The sequence below is a fragment of the Streptomyces sp. NPDC048514 genome (assembly GCF_043199955.1).
Lineage (GTDB): Bacteria > Actinomycetota > Actinomycetes > Streptomycetales > Streptomycetaceae > Streptomyces.
Window position 1 is genome coordinate 1 of record NZ_JBICWT010000019.1, and the last position, 18,078, is coordinate 18,078.

The 18,078-nt window shown below is 73.7% G+C and carries 5 protein-coding genes; all 5 read left to right on the forward strand.

Going from position 1 to position 18,078, the window contains the following annotated elements; translation table 11 throughout:
• Window positions 1-591: phosphopantetheine-binding protein (locus ACGFT2_RS33475; RefSeq protein ID WP_393285940.1), on the forward strand; the 591-nt coding region annotated here is incomplete at its 5' end.
• Window positions 588-8,858 carry an amino acid adenylation domain-containing protein gene (locus ACGFT2_RS33480; RefSeq protein WP_393285942.1) on the forward strand — a complete coding sequence of 2,757 codons (8,271 nt, stop codon included), beginning with the start codon at window positions 588-590 and terminating at the stop codon, window positions 8,856-8,858. The genes ACGFT2_RS33475 and ACGFT2_RS33480, both read left to right, overlap by 4 nt.
• The gene (locus ACGFT2_RS33485) at window positions 8,855-16,168 is read left to right on the forward strand and encodes an amino acid adenylation domain-containing protein (RefSeq protein ID WP_393285945.1); all 7,314 of its coding nucleotides are present in this window, start codon (window positions 8,855-8,857) and stop codon (window positions 16,166-16,168) included. The genes ACGFT2_RS33480 and ACGFT2_RS33485 overlap by 4 nt, the downstream gene beginning before the upstream one ends.
• Complete coding sequence (locus ACGFT2_RS33490) at window positions 16,165-17,391, forward strand: cytochrome P450 (protein WP_393285948.1); 1,227 nt, start codon at window positions 16,165-16,167, stop codon at window positions 17,389-17,391. Before ACGFT2_RS33485 ends, ACGFT2_RS33490 begins: the two co-directional genes overlap by 4 nt.
• A 118-nt stretch (window positions 17,392-17,509) precedes the next feature.
• Window positions 17,510-17,722, forward strand: coding sequence for an MbtH family protein (locus tag ACGFT2_RS33495; protein ID WP_393285951.1), 213 nt, complete (start codon window positions 17,510-17,512; stop codon window positions 17,720-17,722).
• The last annotated feature ends 356 nt before the right edge of the window (window positions 17,723-18,078 follow it).

Below are 18,078 nucleotides of genomic sequence, written 5' to 3' on the forward strand. Positions count from 1 at the left end.
ACCGAGGAAGCGGTCGCGCAGGTGTGGCAGGAAGTCCTGCAACTCGACCGGATCGGCGTCCACGACAACTTCTTCGACCTCGGCGGCCACTCCCTGCTCGCCACCCGAGCAGCCATCCGGCTGCACGCGGCGTTCGGCGTGGACATCGGTGTACGCACCCTCTTCGAACGTCCCACCGTGGCGAGGCTCGCCGGGGCGGTGGAGGAGCGTCTCATGCTCGAGATCGCCGCGATGAGCACCGAGGACGTCGAGCAGGCACTGAAGGAACAGATGGTGGCCGAAGAGGCCGAACAGGTGCTCAGGGAGCAGGCCGTGGCCGACGGCGTCGAAAAGGCGCTGAGGGAGCAGGCCGTGGCGGAGGGCGTCGAACAGGTGCTCAGGGAGCAGGCCGTGGCCGACGGCGTCGAACAGGCGCTGAGGGAGCAGGCCGTGGCCGAGGACGTCGAACAGGCCCTGAGGGATCACGGCATGTCCGAGGACGTCGAACCGGCACTGGCGGAGCCGGCGACCACCGAGGGAACCGGGATCGCGCCGAACGCGCAAGGGGCCGGCGGCGACGCCGAGCCGGTGACGAAGGAGCCGCAGGCATGAGCACCATCCACGCACTGGTCGAGGCACAGGTGCGCCGCACCCCGGACGCCGTCGCGCTGGAGTTCGAGGGCGAGGAGCTGACCTACCGGGACATGGACCGAAGGGCCAACCGGCTCGCCCACGCCCTGCGCCGACGTGGCGCCGGACCGGAGACCGTGGTCGCGGTGGGCGCGCAGCGTTCCGTGGACCTGGTCGTCTCGCTGCTGGGCATCCTCAAGAGCGGGGCCGCGTACCTGCCGCTGGACCTGGAGCTGCCCGACGACCGTCTGTCGTACATGGTCCGGCAGACCGGCGCGGTGGCCCTGGTCCGGGGGCCGGGCATGGACCGCGACCTCGGTGTTCCGGACCTGCCGGAGGTGTCGCCCGCCGGCACCTCCGACGAACCGGACGAGTCCTGCGGGGCGGCCGTCGACGAACGCAACACCGCCTACATCATGTACACCTCCGGCTCCACCGGCCGGCCCAAGGGCGTCGTCGTCGAACACCGGGGAGTCTGCAACCGGCTGCGCTGGGGTCAGTACGAGTACGGCATGACCTCCGACGAGCGAGTGCTGCAGAAGACGCCGTACGCCTTCGACGTGTCGGTGCACGAACTCTTCTGGCCGCTCATCGTCGGGGCCCGGCTGGTCATCGCCCGGCCCGGTGGCCACCGTGACACCGGGTACCTCGTGGAGCTGATCCAGCGCCGTGAGATCACCTCCGTGCACTTCATCCCCACCATGCTCGCCCTGTTCATCGGTGAGCGCGGCGTCGGGGACTGCCGCAGCCTGCGCCGCGTGCTGGCGAGCGGTGAGGCGCTGCCGCCGGATGTGCAGAACCGGGCACTGCGGGTGCTGCCGCACATCGAGCTGCACAATCTCTACGGCCCCACCGAGGCCTCCATCGAGGTCAGCGCCTGGCAGTGCCGGCCGGACTGGACGGAGCCGGGCGTACCGATCGGTAGCGCGGTCACCGACACTCAACTGCACATCCTCGACGACGAGTTGGCCCCCATTCCCGGTGACGGCTCGGGCGAGCTGTATCTGGCGGGCGTGCAGCTCGCCCGCGGATACCACGGGCAGCCGGGGCTCACCGCGGAGCGGTTCCTGCCCGACCCGTTCGGCGCGCCGGGAAGCCGGATGTACCGCAGCGGCGACCTGGCGGCCTGGCACCGGCCGGGCGTCGTGGACTACCTCGGCCGGGCCGACGAACAGCTGAAGCTCGCCGGCAACCGGGTCGAACTCGGCGAGATCCAGACGGTGCTCAACGACCAGCCGGGCGTGCGCACCTGTGTCGTCGTGGCGGCCGGCTCCGGTGCCGACCAACGGCTCGTCGCCTACGTCGTCGCAGCGGGCGACGGCCTCGACCCGCAAGCCCTGCGGAGCGGACTCGCCGGCCTGCTGCCCGCCTACATGGTGCCCTCCACACTCGTCGAACTGCCGGAACTTCCCCTGACCAACAGCGGGAAACTGGACCGCAAGGCCCTCCCCCCGCCCGGCCGGCCGGACCTGCCGGTGCCGTACCGGGCACCGCAGGATGCCGTGCAGGAGCGCCTGGCGGGCGTCTGGGCTTCGGTCTTCGGGGTGGGCCACGTCGGTGTGGACGACCCGTTCATCGCGCTCGGTGGTCACTCCCTGCTCGCGGTCCGCCTCGTCGCACGCCTCCGGGACGAAGCCGGGGCCCACGTGTCGGTCCGCGACCTGTTCGAGGGCCTGACCATCGCCGAACTCGCCGCCCGGGCCACCGGCGCCGACGGCCGCGACGGCACCGACGGCCGCAACGGCACCGAGGGTGCCGACGGCCGCGACCGCACCGAGGGTGCCGACGGCCGCGACCGCACCGAGGGTGCCGACGGCCGCGACCGCACCGGCGTGGGCCCCGGCCCCGGCACCGCAGACGTCACCGGCACCGACGGCACCCCCGGCACCACCGGCCACCTCCACACCGGCCACGCCAGACCTGTCGGACACGCCAGACGCCCCAGAGACACGGACGGCGCCGCGGCTCGGCCGGCGGTCGCGCCGGCGGACGGCTCCGGCGAACCGGTCGTCCCCTCGTTCGCCCAGGAGCGGCTGCTGTTCCTGCAGCACCTCCACCCGGACAGCGCGACCTATGTCATCCCCGTCGCCTGGCGGCTGGAGGGGCGGCTCGACGAGACGGTGCTGCACCGCTCCCTGGAACGCCTGGCCGCCCGGCACGACGCCCTGCGCACCCGCTTCCCGGGAGTCGACAGCCCGCCGGTGATCGAGCCGGCCCCGGCCGTGGACCTGCGCCGGGTCGACGCCCAGGAGTGGAACGACGACCTCGTGGCGGCCGAGATCGGCCGGCCGTTCGACCTGGCCGCCGGGCCCGCATGGCGGACGGTGCTGATCCGGCTGCCGCAGCACGACGTGCTGCTCCTGATGCTCCACCACCTTGTCGCGGACGGCTGGTCCCTCGGTGTCATCGCCCGCGAACTGGGCGCGCTCTACGCCGGGGACACCTCGCCCCCGCCACCGGTGCGCTACGCCGACTTCGCGCGCCGGCAGCGCGCCGCTCTGACCGAGCGGCTGCTTGCCGACCAGTCGCAGTGGTGGTGCCGGACACTGGCCGGCGCTCCCGCACTGGAACTGCCCACCGACCGGCCACGGCCGGCGGTCCTCGGCACCGATGGCGCCACTCACCGCTTCCCGCTGCCGCAGGAGGCCCTGCGCAGGCTGACGCGCCGGGCCCAGGACGAGGGCGCCACCCTGCACACCGTCCTGCTGACGGCCTACCAGGTGCTGTTGGGCCGGTGGAGCGGGCAGACCGACTTCGTCGTGGGCATCCCGGCCGCCGGCCGCACGAGCAGCGACGTGGACGACGTCGTCGGGCTCTTCGTCAACACCCTCGCCGTCCGGGCCGACCTCAGCGGCGACCCGACGCTGGCGCAACTGCTGCGCCGGGTCCGGGAAGCCGGACTCGGCGGATACGAGCACCAGGACGTCCCGTTCGAGCGCGTCGTGGAGGACCTGCGTCCTGAGCGCGACCTCAGCCGGGCCCCCGTGTTCCAGACCATGTTCGCGGTGCGGGACAGCGCCGCCACGGCTCTGCGGCTGCCCGGCATGAGGGCCGAGGAGATCCAGCTGGGCTGGCGTACGTCCAAGTTCGACCTCACGCTCTTCGTCGAACAGGCCGCCGACGGCTCGTGCACCGGGCTGATCGAGTACGCCACCGCCCTGTTCGAGCCCGCCACGGCCCAGCGGATGGCCGACGGCTACCGGCGGCTGCTGGTCGCGCTCGCCGAACACGGCGACGGCCGGCTCAGCGACTGGGACGTCCTGGACACCGCGTCCCGGGACCGGCTCGTGCGGGCGGGCAGCGCTCCCCGTCCGGCGCTTCCGGAACGCTGCCTGCACCAGCTCGTCGCCGACCAGGCGGCCTCCCACAGGAGCCGGCCGGCCGTCGTGGACGGCACCACCGTGTGGACCTACGCCGAGCTGGACCGGCGCGCCAACCGGCTGGCGTGGTGCCTGCGCGCCCTCGGCGCCGGCCCGGAACGGGCGGTCGCGGTCGCGCTCCCGCGCAGCGCGGAACTGGTCATGGCCCAGCTGGCCGTGCTCAAGGCGGGCGGCGCGTATGTGCCGCTCGACCCCGAGCAGCCGGCCGAGCGCAGCAGATACGTGATCGAGGAGACCGGCGCCGACCTCCTGGTCACCACCACCGGCTATCTGAGCCTGGACGGCCTGGACGGCCTGGACTGCCGGGTGGTCGACGTGGCTCGGGTGCCGGAAGAGACGCGGGCGCTGCCGGACACCGCTCCCGAGGTCGGCGTGCACCCGGACAACCTCGGGTTCGTCGTCCACACCTCGGGTTCCACGGGCAGGCCCAAGGGCATCGGTCTCACCCACCGCGGTCTGGTCCGCACGGTGCGCGAGGGCGGCTATGCCGACCTCCGCCCGGACGACCGGGTGGCGTTCGCGGCCAACCCGGTCTTCGACGCGGCGACCTTCGAGGTGTGGGCGCCCCTGGTGGCCGGGGCCACGATCGTGGTCACACCGCCGGAGGTCGCGCTCTCTCCCACCGCCCTCGCCGGGCATCTCGCCCACCACCGCGTCACCACCCTCTTCCTGACCACCGCCCTGTTCAACCAGGTGGTGCGCGAACGCCCCGACGCCCTGCGCGGCCTGCGCCACGTGCTGTTCGGCGGTGAGGCCGCCGATCCGCAGGCCGTCGACGCGCTGCTCGCCGACCCGCCCGGGCAGCTGCTGCACATGTACGGGCCGGCCGAGTGCACCACGTTCGCCACCTGGCACCGGGTGACCGAACCCGCCGGCGACCGTCCGGTCCCGATCGGCCGCGCGCTGCACAACACCACCGCGTTCGTCGTCGACGAACTGCTGCGACCGGTCCCGGTCGGCGTGGTCGGGGAACTGGTGCTCGGCGGGGCCGGCCTGGCCCGCTGCTACCCCGGGAAACCAGGGCTGACCGCCGAGCGGTTCGTGCCCGACCCGTTCGGCCCGCCGGGCGGCCGGCTCTACCGCACGGGCGACCTGGTGCGCTGGACGGCACGGGACCGGCTCGAGTTCGTCGGACGCGCCGACGGTCAGGTGAAGGTCCGTGGTTTCCGTGTCGAGCCGGGCGAGATCGAGACCGTGGCGCACCGGCACCCGGCCGTGCGTGAGGCCGTGGTGGTGGCACGCCCCGACCGCAGCGGCGCCCTCGCGCTGATCCTGTACGTCGTCGGGGAGGACGTCGACCCCGCCGACCTGCGGGCCCACCTCGGCGCGTGCCTGCCCGCCTATCTGGTCCCCGCCGCGGTGGTGCCGCTCGGCGAGCTTCCGCTGACACGCAACGGCAAGGTGAACCGGGCCGTGCTGCCCGAACCGGTGTACCCGTCGGGCAGCGGTCGCGGTGAACCGGCGAACGAACTGGAGCACCTCCTCGCGGACGCCTTCGCCGAGGTCCTCGGCATCGACCGCCCGGGCATGGACGACGACTTCTTCGCGCTCGGCGGGCATTCGCTGCTGGCCATCAAGCTGGCCACGGCCGTGGCCGAACGCACCGGCCGCCAGATGACGTTCCGCGACCTGTTCCGGACACGTACCGTCGCGGCCCTGGCGGATCTGCTGGGCCACGCCGACGCCACCGGCGCGCCGATCGAGCGGAGCGAGGGGACCAGCCGGCTGCCGGTGTCGTTCGGACAGGAGCGGCTGGTCTTCATGGACTTCCTCGAAGGCGCCGGACCGGCGTACACGATCCCGCTGGCCTGGCGGCTCACCGGGCCGCTGGACCGGAACAGGCTCGCGGACGCGTTCGACACCCTGGTCGCCCGGCACGAGATGCTGCGTGCCCGGTTCACCCTCGTCGACGGCGTGGCGTTCCAGGACGTCGATCCGGGCTGGGCGGGCGTCGAATGGCGTGAGGCGCACTCGGTCGAGGAGGCCGGGCGAGCGGTGGGAGAGCTGGCCCGGGAGCCGTTCGACCTCGTGACGGGCCCGCTGTTCCGGGTCGTGGTCCACAGCGTCGACACGTCCGGGAACGAGCCGGGATCCGCACGGGACCGGCAGCGGAGACAGGATCAGGATGCGGACCCGTACCAGGACCACCCGCGCGAGCACGTGCTGACCGTGGTGATGCACCATGCGATCTCGGACGGCTGGTCCACAGCCGTGCTGATCCGCGAACTCGAAGCCTGCTACGCCGGCGAACCCCTGCCCGAACCGCCGCTCCGCTACGCCGACTTCGCGGCATGGCAGCGCCGGGAACTGACCGCCGGCCGACTGGCGGGCCGACTCGCACACTGGCGGCGGCGCCTGGCGGACCTGCCGACGCTGGAACTGCCCACCGACCGGCCCCGCCCGGCCGTCCGCCACCGTGGCGGCGGTGTCGTCGAGTTCACCGTGGAACCGGAACTCGTGGCGGAACTGGAGGCGTTGGGCCAGCGGCAGGGAGCCACCCTGTTCATGACCCTGCTGGCCGCCTACCAGACGCTGCTGGGACGGTGGAGCGGACAGACCGACTTCGCCGTCGGCACCCCGGTCGCCGGGCGCGACCGGCCCGAGGTCCGCGACGTCGTCGGATTCTTCCTCAACACCCTCGTGCTGCGGGCGGATCTGTCGGCCGACCCGACCTTCGACGAGCTGCTGGCACGAGTCCGTGACGACGCCCTCGACGCCTACGAGCACCAGGAGATGCCCTTCGGCCGCCTGGTGGAGGAACTCAGCCCGGAGCGGGACCTCAGCAGGTCCCCTCTGTTCCAGGCGATGTTCAGCTACAACGACTGGAACCTGGACACCCTGCGGCTCGGCACCGCCCACGGCACCGCCCTGCCCGTGGACCGGGGCGCGGCGAAGCTGGACCTCACCCTGGAGCTGGTGCGGGGCCCCGGCGGGCTGACCGGAACGATCGACTTCACCACCGACATCTTCGACCCGCCCACGATCGCCCGCATGGCACGGGCCTACACCACCCTGCTCGGAGCCGTCGCGGCCGGCCCCGGCACCCGGATCGGCGAGCTGCCCCTGGCCGCTGCGGTCCCGGCGCCCGCCGGCGCGGTGGTCCCGGCCCGGGCCACCGCCGCGATCGCCGCCCGAGAGACGCCGTCGCTGCTCGACCGTATCGCCGAGCAGGTGCGAGCGGCCCCGGAGAAGACGGCGGTGATCAGCGGAACCGACCGGGTCACCTACGCCCGGCTGGACCGGCTCGCCAACCGGCTCGCGCACCGCCTCGTCGCCCTCGGCGTGGGCCCGGAGACCCGGGTGGGCCTCGGCCTGCCGCGTGGCATCGATGCGGTGGTCGCCGTACTGGGCATCTGGAAGGCGGGGGGTGCCTTCGTCGGCCTGGACCCCGACCAGCCCGAGCGCCGGCGCAGACTGCTGGGCCTGGACGCCGGGATCCGGCTGGTCGTCGACCGGGACCTGCTCGCCGATCCGGCACTGGACCACTGCCCCGCGCACGCGCCGGACGCGCCCCGCGCGCCGGAACAACTGGCGTACACCGTCTACACCTCCGGCTCCACCGGCACCCCCAAGGGCGTGCTGGTCGAGCAGGCCGGCATCGCCGCCCACCTCGACGCCAGCCTCGCGCACTACCGGCTGGACCGCGACGACGTCGTCCTGCAGCGGGCGTCCACCTCGTTCGACGCGTTCCTGCGCGACTGCATCGGACCGCTCACCGTCGGGGCGACCGTGCTGATGGCCGGCCAGTCGGACCTGTCCGCTCTCGGCACCGACGCCCCGGACGCTCCCGCGCCGACCGCGATCCTGAGCATGGTGCCGTCCCTCCTGCACCAACTGCTCGACGGCGGTGACCTGACGGCGCGGCGCCTGCCCGGCCTGCGGCTGCTCGTGCTCAGCGGCGAACCGTGCACACCGGCCCTGCTGGCCCGGCTGCACACCGCGCTGCCGGGACTGCGCCGGGTGGTCAACCAGTACGGCCCCACCGAGTGCACCCTCACCACCACCTTCGCGGACCTCGATCCGGCGGTGCCGTGCGAGAAGGTGACCGTAGGCCGGCCGATGCCGGGCACGGCGGTGCACGTCCTCGACCCGGCGCTGCGTCCGCAACCGGTGGGCGTGTACGGGGAGTTGTACATCAGTGGCCGAGGTGTGACCCGCGGCTACCACGATCGCCCCGGCCTGACGGCACAGGCGTTCGTGCCCGACCCCAGCGGGCCGCCCGGCGCCCGCATGTACCGCACCGGCGACGCGGGCCGGCTGCTGGCCGACGGGACGCTGGAGCTGCGCGGACGTATGGACCGCCAGGTGAAGGTCCGCGGTGTGCGGATCGAACCGGCCGAGGTGGAGCAGGCTCTCGCCGCCCAGCCGGGGGTCGGCGCGGCGGCCGTGACCGCCCGGCCCGACGGCGCGAACGGTTCGGCGCTGACCGGCTACGTCCAGCGCGCGCCCGGGGCCGCCGTGTCGGTCGCCGAGCTGAGGGCCGGCCTGGAGGCCACCCTCCCGTACGCGATGATCCCGGCCGAGCTGATGGTCCTCGACGCCCTGCCGCTGCTGGGCAACGGCAAGGTCGACCGGTCGGCGCTGCCCGAGGCCACCGCCGGCGAGGGCGGCGGACACATCGCCCCGCGCACCACCACCGAGAAGACCATCGCCGAGATCTGGGCGGAGCTGCTGGGCCGGCCGGACATCGGCGTCGAGGACGACTTCTTCGCCCTCGGCGGCCACTCGCTGACCGCGATGCGGGTCATCTCGCGCCTGCGGTCCCAGCTCGACACGACGATCAGCCTCCGCGCCTTCTTCGAGGCCCGGACCGTCGCCGGACTCGCCCGGACGCTGCTCGCCCAGGAACCGAAGGGAACCACCTCGTGAACGGCCTTTCACCCGCACAGCGGGAGCTGCTGCGCCGACGGCTCGCCGGACGCGCCGAACACCGCTCCACCGCCGACCGGATCACCCCGGTCTCCGGTACCAGCGGGCTGCCCGCGTCCTTCGGGCAGGAGCGCCTGGTCTTCCTGGACCGGCTCGAAGGGCCCGGCCCGGCCTACACCGTCGCGGTGGCCTGGCGGCTGACCGGGCCGCTGGACCGCGACCGGCTGGCCGGCGCGTTCCACACCGTGGTGGCCCGCCACGAGCCCCTGCGCACCCGGTTCACGGTCAGCGACGGCCGGGTCCACCAGGACATCGACCCCGGCTGGGCCGGCGTGCGGTGGTGCGAGGCGGACTCGCCCGAGCACCTGGCGGCAGCGGTGCGCACGGCGGCCCGCGAACCCTTCGACCTGACCGGCGGCCCGGTGTTCCGGGTCACGGGATGGCGGCTCGGCGCCGACGACCACGTGCTGCTGCTGGCCTTCCACCACATCGCCACCGACGGCTGGTCGATGGGCGTACTCGTCCGCGAACTGGAGGCCCTCTACGCCGGCCGGGAACTCCCCCCACTCCCCGTGCGGTTCGCCGACTTCGCCGCCTGGCAGCGGCGCGAGCCCGCCGCGGACCGGCCGACCGCGGGACTCGACCACTGGCGCCGGCGGCTGGCCGGCCTGCCACCGCTGGAGCTGCCGCACGACACCGCCCGCCCGGCCGAGCGCGACGGCGCCGGCGCCGTCCACGAGTTCCGGGTGGAGGCGGAACTGGTCGCCGGACTCGAACGACTGGCCCGCGACCACCACGCCACGCTGTACATGACGCTGCTCGCCGCCTACGAGGTGCTGCTGGGCCGGTGGAGCGGCCAGGCCGACTTCGGCATCGGCAGCCCGGTGGCCGGTCGCGGCCGGCCCGAGGTCGAGCAGCTGATCGGGTTCTTCGCCAACACCGTGGTACTGCGGGCCGACCTCGCCGGCGACCCGTCGTTCACCGAGCTTCTCGCCCGGGTCCGGGACGACGCCCTGGGTGCCTACGAGCACCAGGACGTGCCGTTCGAACGGGTCGTCGACGAGGTGAGCCCCGACCGGAACCTCGACCGCAGCCCGCTGTTCCAGGCCATGTTCACCCTGGACGACGACGCCGACGACCGGCCCGTCCGGCTGCCCGGTCTTACCGCCACCCGGTTCCCGCTCGACCTGGACGCGGTCAAGTTCGACCTCATCCTGCAGACCGCCCGCCGGCCCGACGGGCTGGCCGGAGCCTTCTTCCACCGGGCCGGGCTGTGGCACCCCGAGACGGTCCGGCGCTGGAGCGAGCAGTACCTGCACCTGCTGCGGCTGGCCGTCGCCCACCCCGACACGCCGATGTCACAGCTGCCGCTGCTCCCCGAGGACGAACGGCGCCGGCTCGCCCGCTGGGCCGCCCCTACGGCGTCGTACGACAGTACCGACCTCCTGCACACCCGGTTCGAACGGTACGCCGCCGCCCGGCCCCACGCGCCCGCGCTGGTCGCGGGGGAGGACCGGCTCGACTACGCCGGCCTGAACCGGCGGGCCAACCGGCTCGCCCACCGGCTGCGCGCCGCCGGGGTCGGCCCGGAGACGGTGGTCGCCCTGTGCGTGGACCGTGGAGCGGACCTGGCCGTCGGCATCCTCGGCATTCTCAAGGCGGGCGGCGCCTATCTGCCGCTGGACCCGGAGTACCCCCGGGAGCGGCTGGAGTACGTCGTCGGCGACGCCGGTGTGCGCCTGGCCGTGGTCTCACCGGGCCTGAACGACCGGGTCCCGCTCGACCTGCAGCACCAAGTGGTCCTCGACGAGACGTCGTTGGCCGGCCAGCCGACCGGCGACCCCGTACCGGCGGGCGACGCCGACACCCTCGCCTACATCATCTACACCTCCGGCTCGACCGGCCGTCCCAAGGGCGTCTGCATACCGCACCGGCAGGTCGTCCGCCTCCTGGACTCCTGCGAAGACGCCCTCGCACTGCCGCCCGCCGGGGTGTGGAGCCTGTTCCACTCCTTCGCCTTCGACTTCTCCGTCTGGGAACTGTGGGGCGCGCTGGCCCGGGGCGGCAGCGTGGTGCTGGCCGACCGGGACACCGCACGCGACCCCGAACGCTTCGCCGCGCTGCTGGCCGCCGAACGGGTGTCGGTCCTCAGCCAGACCCCTGGCGCGTTCCGCAACCTGCGCACCGCCCTCGGCTCCCGCCCCCTGGCCGAACTGGGCGTGCACACCGTGGTGTTCGGCGGCGAGAAACTCGACCTTTCCGAGTTCGACGGCTGGCTCGACGGCCCCGGGGCCGGGGTCCGGCTGGTCAACATGTACGGCATCACCGAGACCACGGTGCACGTCACCCACCACACGGTGACCGCCGCCGACCTCGCCGGCCCCGCAGCCTCCCCGATCGGCCGGGCGCTGGGCGACCTCGGCATCCACCTCCTGGACACACACATGCGGCCCGTCCCCGCCGGCGTCACCGGCGAGATGTACGTCGGCGGCGCGGGCCTCGCCCGGGGCTATCTCGGCAGACCCGGGCTGACCGCCGACCGGTTCGTGCCCGATCCGTTCGGCGGCACACCGGGCGCCCGGCTCTACCGCACCGGGGACCGGGCCCGACGGCTGCCCGACGGCGGCCTGGAGTACCGCGGGCGCACCGACGACCAGGTGAAGATCCGCGGCCACCGCATCGAGCTGGGTGAGGTCGAGGCCGCGCTGCTGCGCCACCCCGCCGTGGAGCAGGCCGCCGTACTCGCCCGCGGCGCCCGATCCGGAGAACACCGCCTGCACGCCTATCTGGTGACCGGCGACGGCACCACGTCGAACGAGCTGCGCCGGTGGCTGCTGGCCCGGCTGCCGGAACCGCTGGTGCCGGCCACCTTCACCGTCGTGCCGGCGATGCCCCTCACCGCGAACGGCAAGATCGACCGCAAGGCTTTGCCGCAGGCCGACGGCACGGCCCTGGACACCGCCGAAGTCTTCGTCCCGCCGGTGAGCACCACCGAACGCCTGCTGGCCGACGTGTGGCGCGAAGCGCTCGGCGTGGAGCGGGTCGGCGCAACGGACCGCTTCTTCGAACTGGGCGGCGACTCCATCCTGGCGCTGCGGGTGGTGGGCCTCGCCGAACGGCGCGGCACGCCCGTCGCGCTGCGCGACGTGTTCGCCCACCAGATGCTCGGGGACCTGGCACGTGCCGTCGACGCGTCCGCCGACGCCGGCGGTGACCGGCGGCAGGAGGGACCCGTCGAGCGGTTCGCCCTGCTGGCGGCCGGCGACCGCGACCGGCTCCCACCGGGCGTCGAGGACGCCTACCCGCTGACCCGGATGCAGCAGGGCATGCTCTACGAACTGCTCGCCGACGCCGGCAAGGGCGCCTACCACAACGTCACCAGCTTCCGGATCCAGGAGCCCGCGGGCTTCGACGCGACGGCGATGCGGCGCGCCGCCGACGCGGTCGTGCGCCGCTACGAGATCCTGCGCACCGGCTTCGACTGGAGCAACTACGACGAACCCCTGCAACTGGTGCACGCCGACGTCGGCCTCCCGGTCGGCGTGGACGACCTGCGGGAATCGGACGACAGCGCGCAGGCCGAACGGGTACGCGCCCACCTCGACGCCGAGGCCAAGCGCTGGTTCGAGCTGTCGGTGCCCCCGCTGATCCGGCTGCACGTACACGTCCTGAACGACACCGAGTACCGGCTGACCATCACCGACTGCCACGCCGTCCTCGACGGCTGGAGCCTCACCTCACTCATCGCCGAGCTGGTGGACCGGCACCGGCGCGCCCGCAGCGCCGAGGACGAACCACCCACCGGGCCCCCCGTGCCCCGGTTCGCGGAATACGTGGCCCTGGAGCGTGCCGCGCTCGCCGACCCGGCCGCCCGGAGCTTCTGGGACGGCATGGTCGAGTCCTTCCCGCCGGTACGGCTGCCCCCGTCCGCGGGCGGCCAGAGCGGCAGCCCGACCCGCGAGGCCCTGCGCGAGTACGGCCATCTGCGTGCCCGCATCGACGCGCTCGCCGCCCGCGTCGGAGTCCCGCGCAAGACCGTGCTGTTCACCGCCTACTACGTCCTGCTCGGACAACTCGCCGACAGCGACACCTACTCGACGGGGCTGGCCACCAACGGCCGCCCGGAACGCGACGGTTCCGACGGCATGCGCGGCGTGTTCCTCAACGTGGTGCCCTTCGGAGTGCCCCGCGCGGCGGACAGCTGGACGGAACTGCTGCAGGAGGTGTTCGCCGCCGAGCGCGCGGTGATCCCGCACCGCCGCTTCCCGCTGGCCGAGCTGCAACGCGGCCGCTGGGCCGGTGAGGTGCTCGTCGACACCGCCTTCAACTACGTGCACTTCCACGCGCTGGGCAGCGAGCACAAGCAGGAGATCGAGGAGATCGCCCACACCAACTTCGGCCTGATGGTCACCACCGGCCCGACCGGTGTGTCGTTCGAGGCCGACGCGGCCCGGATGCCACAGGCCGAGGTGGAACGCCTCGGCGACGCCTACTGCGCCCTGCTGGCCGCGATGCTGGACGACCCCGAAGGCGTCCCCGGCCTGCCGGCCCGGACGGACACCGGCGCGACGAACCCGCCCGGCGAGGCGCTCCACGACGGCGGCGCCGCCCCCGCCGGCCTGACGGGCCGCACCGGCCGTGCGGCCCCGGCCGGCGAGACGGTCCACGCCCGCGACGCGGCTCCGGCCGGTGACACGGTCGCGGACGAGCACGGCGTCGTCGACGTCTTCGAGGCCCAGGTCGCGGTCCACCCGCACCGGACCGCCCTCGCCGCCGCCGAAGGCACGCTCACCTACGCCGAACTCGACGCGCGGGCCAACCGGGTGGCCCACCGGCTGCGACGGCACGGCGCCGGCCCCGAACGGATCGTCGGGCTGTGCGCCGAGCGCTCCCTCGACCTCGTCGTCGGCCTCCTCGGCATCCTCAAGGCGGGAGCGGCCTACCTGCCCCTCGACCCACGCGACCCGGCCCACCGGCTGGGCCGGCTGATCACGGACACGGGCGCCGACACGGTGCTCGTCCAGTCGGCCCACCTGCGGACACTGCCCCAGGTGACCGGCACCGTCGTACCGCTCGCCGAGGAGACCTTCGCCGCTGAACCCACCACACGGCCCGGACCCGCGCCCGACCCGGACAACCTGGCGTGCGTGCTCTACACCTCCGGCTCCAGCGGCCGGCCCAAGGGCATCGCCGTGCCCCACCGCGCGGTCGTCGACTCCCTGCTGGACCAGGACGCCGCCTTCCACCTCGGCACCGACGAGACGGTGCTGCACCTGAGCAGCTTCAACTGGGACGCGGCCGTCTTCGAGATCCTCGGCCCCCTGCTCCACGGCGGGACCTGCGCCCTGTACCCGGCACAGCCCCTCACCCCGGCCGGGATCGCCGAGGCCGTCCGACGGTACGGCGTCACCACCGCGTTCCTCACCACCACCCTGTTCAACCTGGTGGTCGAGGAGCGGCCCGAGGACCTCGGCGCGCTGCGGCAGATCCTCTTCGGCGGCGAGACGGCCTCCGCGACCCACGTCCGCGCCCTGCGCGAACGCCGGCCGGACCTGCGCCTCGTCAACGGCTACGGCCCGGTGGAAAGCCTCTTCATCGCCACCTCCCACCAGGTCGACAGCCTCGCCCCGGACGCGGTCGCGGTGCCCATCGGCCGGCCGCTCGCCCGCGCCGGCGCACTGATCCTGGACGGCGACCTGCGGCCGGTGCCCCTCGGCACGGCCGGCGAGATCCACCTCGCGGGTCCGGCACTCGCCCGCGGCTACACCGGGCAACCAGCGCTGACCGCAGAGAAGTTCGTCCCCGACCCCCGCGGCGGTGGCCGACGGCTCTACCGCACCGGTGACCGGGGACGGCAACGGGCCGACGGCGTCCTCGAACACAGCGGCCGGCTCGACGGCCAGGTGAAGATCCGCGGCCGCCGGATCGAGCTCAGCGAGATCGAGGTGACCCTGTCCCAGCACCCCGACGTGGCCGTGGCGGCCGTCCTCGCCCGCACCGACCAGCCCGGCGACGCCCGCCTCGTCGCCTACGTCGTGCCCACGGCGGGCAGCACCGTACCCGACGCCGCCGACCTGCGGCGCCGGCTCCGCGACCGGCTGCCGTCGTACATGGTGCCGACCGCGTTCGTGCCGCTGGCCGAGATGCCCATGACGGCCAACGGCAAACTCGACCGGACCGCGCTGCCCCGGCCCGACCTGTCAGCCGACCCGCGGCGCCCGTACACGGAGCCGCGCACCGAGACCGAGGCCAGACTGGCCAAGCTGTGGGCCGAGACGCTGCGGCTGGACCGGGTGGGCGTGCACGACGACTTCTTCGAGATCGGCGGCGACTCCCTGGCCGTCGTCCGCCTCGCCGCCCGCTCCTGCGACCTCGGGTTGCCGGTCGGCGTCGCCGACATGCTCGAACACCCGACGGTGGCCTCGCTGGCCGCCGCGGTCGCCGGCCGCGAGCAGGCGGTCCGCCCGGGCGCGGCCCTGCGCCGGGCGGGCGAGGTACTCGTGGTGCTGCGCGAGGGCACCGGACGGCCCCTGTACTGCGTCCACCCCAGCGGCGGCAGCGTCGCCTGGTACCTTCCCCTGGCCAAGGCCCTGCCGCCCGGCCGGCCCGTGATCGGGCTCCAGGCCCGTGGCCTGGACGGCGGGGTGGACGCCGATACCATGGCCGCCCTCGCCGCCGACTACGTCCGGCAGCTGCGCGCAGACCAGCCGGACGGCCCGTACGCCCTGCTCGGCTGGTCCATGGGCGGCAACATCGCCCAGGAGATGGCGATCCAGCTCACCGCCCAGGGCGAACGCGTCGACACACTCCTGCTGGCCGAACCAGCCGTTCCCGACGAAGCCGGGATGTTCGCCGTCACCGAGGCACTGGACCTCCTGGACCGGGCCGTCGCGCTGCGCGAGGCGACCCTCGCGCTCTCCCCCGGCACCCCCGCCCGACTCAGCCGGGAACGCGAGCTGGCCGCAACCCTGCTGGCAGCCGGCGTCGCCGAACAGGAAGCCGCCCTGGGCGCGGACTGGCCCGTGGCCATGTGGACGGCGCTGCTGCGCGCCGCCGCGACCTACCGCCCCGAACCGTACGCGGGACCGGTGCACCTCCTGGTCAGCGCCGAGGCGTCCGGCGCCGGCCCCGGTCGCCCGTCCGTCGTCGCGGGCGAGGACCCCGCGGCCTACGAGCGGCGCTGCCGGGAGCTGTTCCCCGGCGCCCTCACCCTGCACCACCTGCCCGGAACCCACCGGAGCATGGTCACCGAACCGGAGGTGGCGGCGATCGCCGCCCTCGCCACCGAGCTGATGGAGCACACGGCATGACCACCACCGGTCAGGTCACCGACCGCTACCTGCTGGACGACGACATCGTCGCCGACCCCTTCCCCTATCTCGCCGCGCTGCGCGAGCAGGCCCCGGTGCACTGGAGCCCGATCCAGCGGTCCTGGCTCGTCACCGGCTACGACCCCGTCACCACCTGTTTCACCGAACCGGCCGTCTCCGCCGACCGGATCACGCCCGTACTGGAACGCACCCCACGGCACCTGCTCGGCCCCGAGGCGGCTCGCGCGTTCGAGATCATGGCCGGCTGGATGGTCTTCGTCGACCCGCCCGAGCATCGCCGGCTACGCAGCGCCTTCCGTGGCGCCTTCGGCCCGAAACAGGTCCGGCGCAACCGGCCCATGGTCCAGGAAGCGGTGGCCGGGCTGGCCGCCCGGGTCCGCGACGGACACGACGTGATCGACCTCGTGGCCGAACTGGCCCGGCCACTGCCCGCGACCGTGGCGGCTGCCTGGATGGGAGTACCGGCCGAGGACACCCCCCGGTTCCAGCGCTGGGCACTCCAGGTAGGCGATCTGGCGCTGGGCGCCGTGCAGTCCGCGCAGGAGCACGAGGCCTCCGAGCGAGCTCTGCTCGACCTCTTCGACTACCTGCGCGGTCTGGTCCGCCTGCGCCGCCACGCACCACAAGAGGACCTGATCAGTGCCGCGTTGGCCGGGGGAGTGGTGGACGACACCGTCACCGAGGACGAGTTCGTCGCCATGCTCACCCACATCGCCTTCGCCGGCGGCGAGACCACCAGCAACCTCATCGCCGTCGGCACCTGGAACCTGCTGCGCCATCCCGAGCAGCTGCAACGGCTGCGCGAGGACCCCGAGTCGGCCTCCCTCGCGGTGGAGGAGCTGCTGCGCTTCGACGGGCCGTCGAAGATGTCGGTGCGGCAGCTGAGGGCCGACCTCGAACTGGGCGGCACGACCCTGCGCCGGGGCGACCGGCTCTACCTGGTCACCGCCGCCGCCAACCGCGACCCCTCCCGGTTCGAGCGCCCCGACGAACTGGACGTGCGCCGTCAGCCGAACCCCCACCTCGGATTCGGCCAGGGCGAACACTTCTGCCTCGGCGCCCCGCTGGCCCGCCTGGTGGCCGGCGCCGCACTCACGGACCTGCTCGCGGCGACCCCGCGACTGGCCCTCACGGACAGCGAGCCGCAGTGGCAGGCCTCCCTGCTCAACCGAGGCCTGCGGTCACTGCCCGTACGGCTGTAGAGGGACCGCCGGTCACCGGCCGGAGAACCGCACCGAACGATCCGACGGCACCGCGGTGTGACACCACCTCGGCCAGCACACCACCTTGTTTCGACACCATCACAGAAGGAGAACGCACATGTCCGCAGAAGAGGACGGCCGCACCTACCTCGTCGTCGTCAACCACGAGGAGCAGTACTCGATCTGGGCCGCCGGACGCGAGCTGCCGGACGGCTGGAAGGCCACCGGCTTCGAGGGCCCCAAGCAGGACTGTCTGGACCACATCGACGAGGTGTGGACCGACATGCGGCCCCTGAGCCTGCGCCGGCGGATGGCGGCGGCCGGGCAGTGATCCGGAGCCGGGGCGGGCCGGGACGGGGCAGGGCGGCGTACGCGGCTCCGCACCGCCCGTCCCCGCCCCGGCAGACCCGGCCGCCCACCGAACGATGAGTCCCTGCTGCCACCGATGAGTCCCACCCTCCCGCCCGTGAGGCCCCCGCTCCCGCCCATGAGGCCCCTCCTCCCACCACCTACGAGGCCCCCGCTCCCACCACCCATGAGGCCACCGCACCCACCCGTGAGGCCCCCGCGGCCCGCGCTTCGCGACCCCCGCGCCCCCACTCGCGCGGACCGCACGAACCAAGCCCACAGAGATAGGCGGCAGTGTTGAAAGTCTTCGCACACCAGCGTCTTGAACGACTCGCCCGT

What these genes read in the sequence shown, in the direction of transcription:
- ACGFT2_RS33480 (WP_393285942.1), top strand. Translation starts at nt 588, where the DNA reads ATGAGCACCATCCACGCACTGGTCGAGGCACAGGTGCGCCGCACCCCG.
- ACGFT2_RS33490 (WP_393285948.1), top strand. Translation starts at nt 16,165, where the DNA reads ATGACCACCACCGGTCAGGTCACCGACCGCTACCTGCTGGACGACGAC.
- ACGFT2_RS33495 (WP_393285951.1), top strand. Translation starts at nt 17,510, where the DNA reads ATGTCCGCAGAAGAGGACGGCCGCACCTACCTCGTCGTCGTCAACCAC.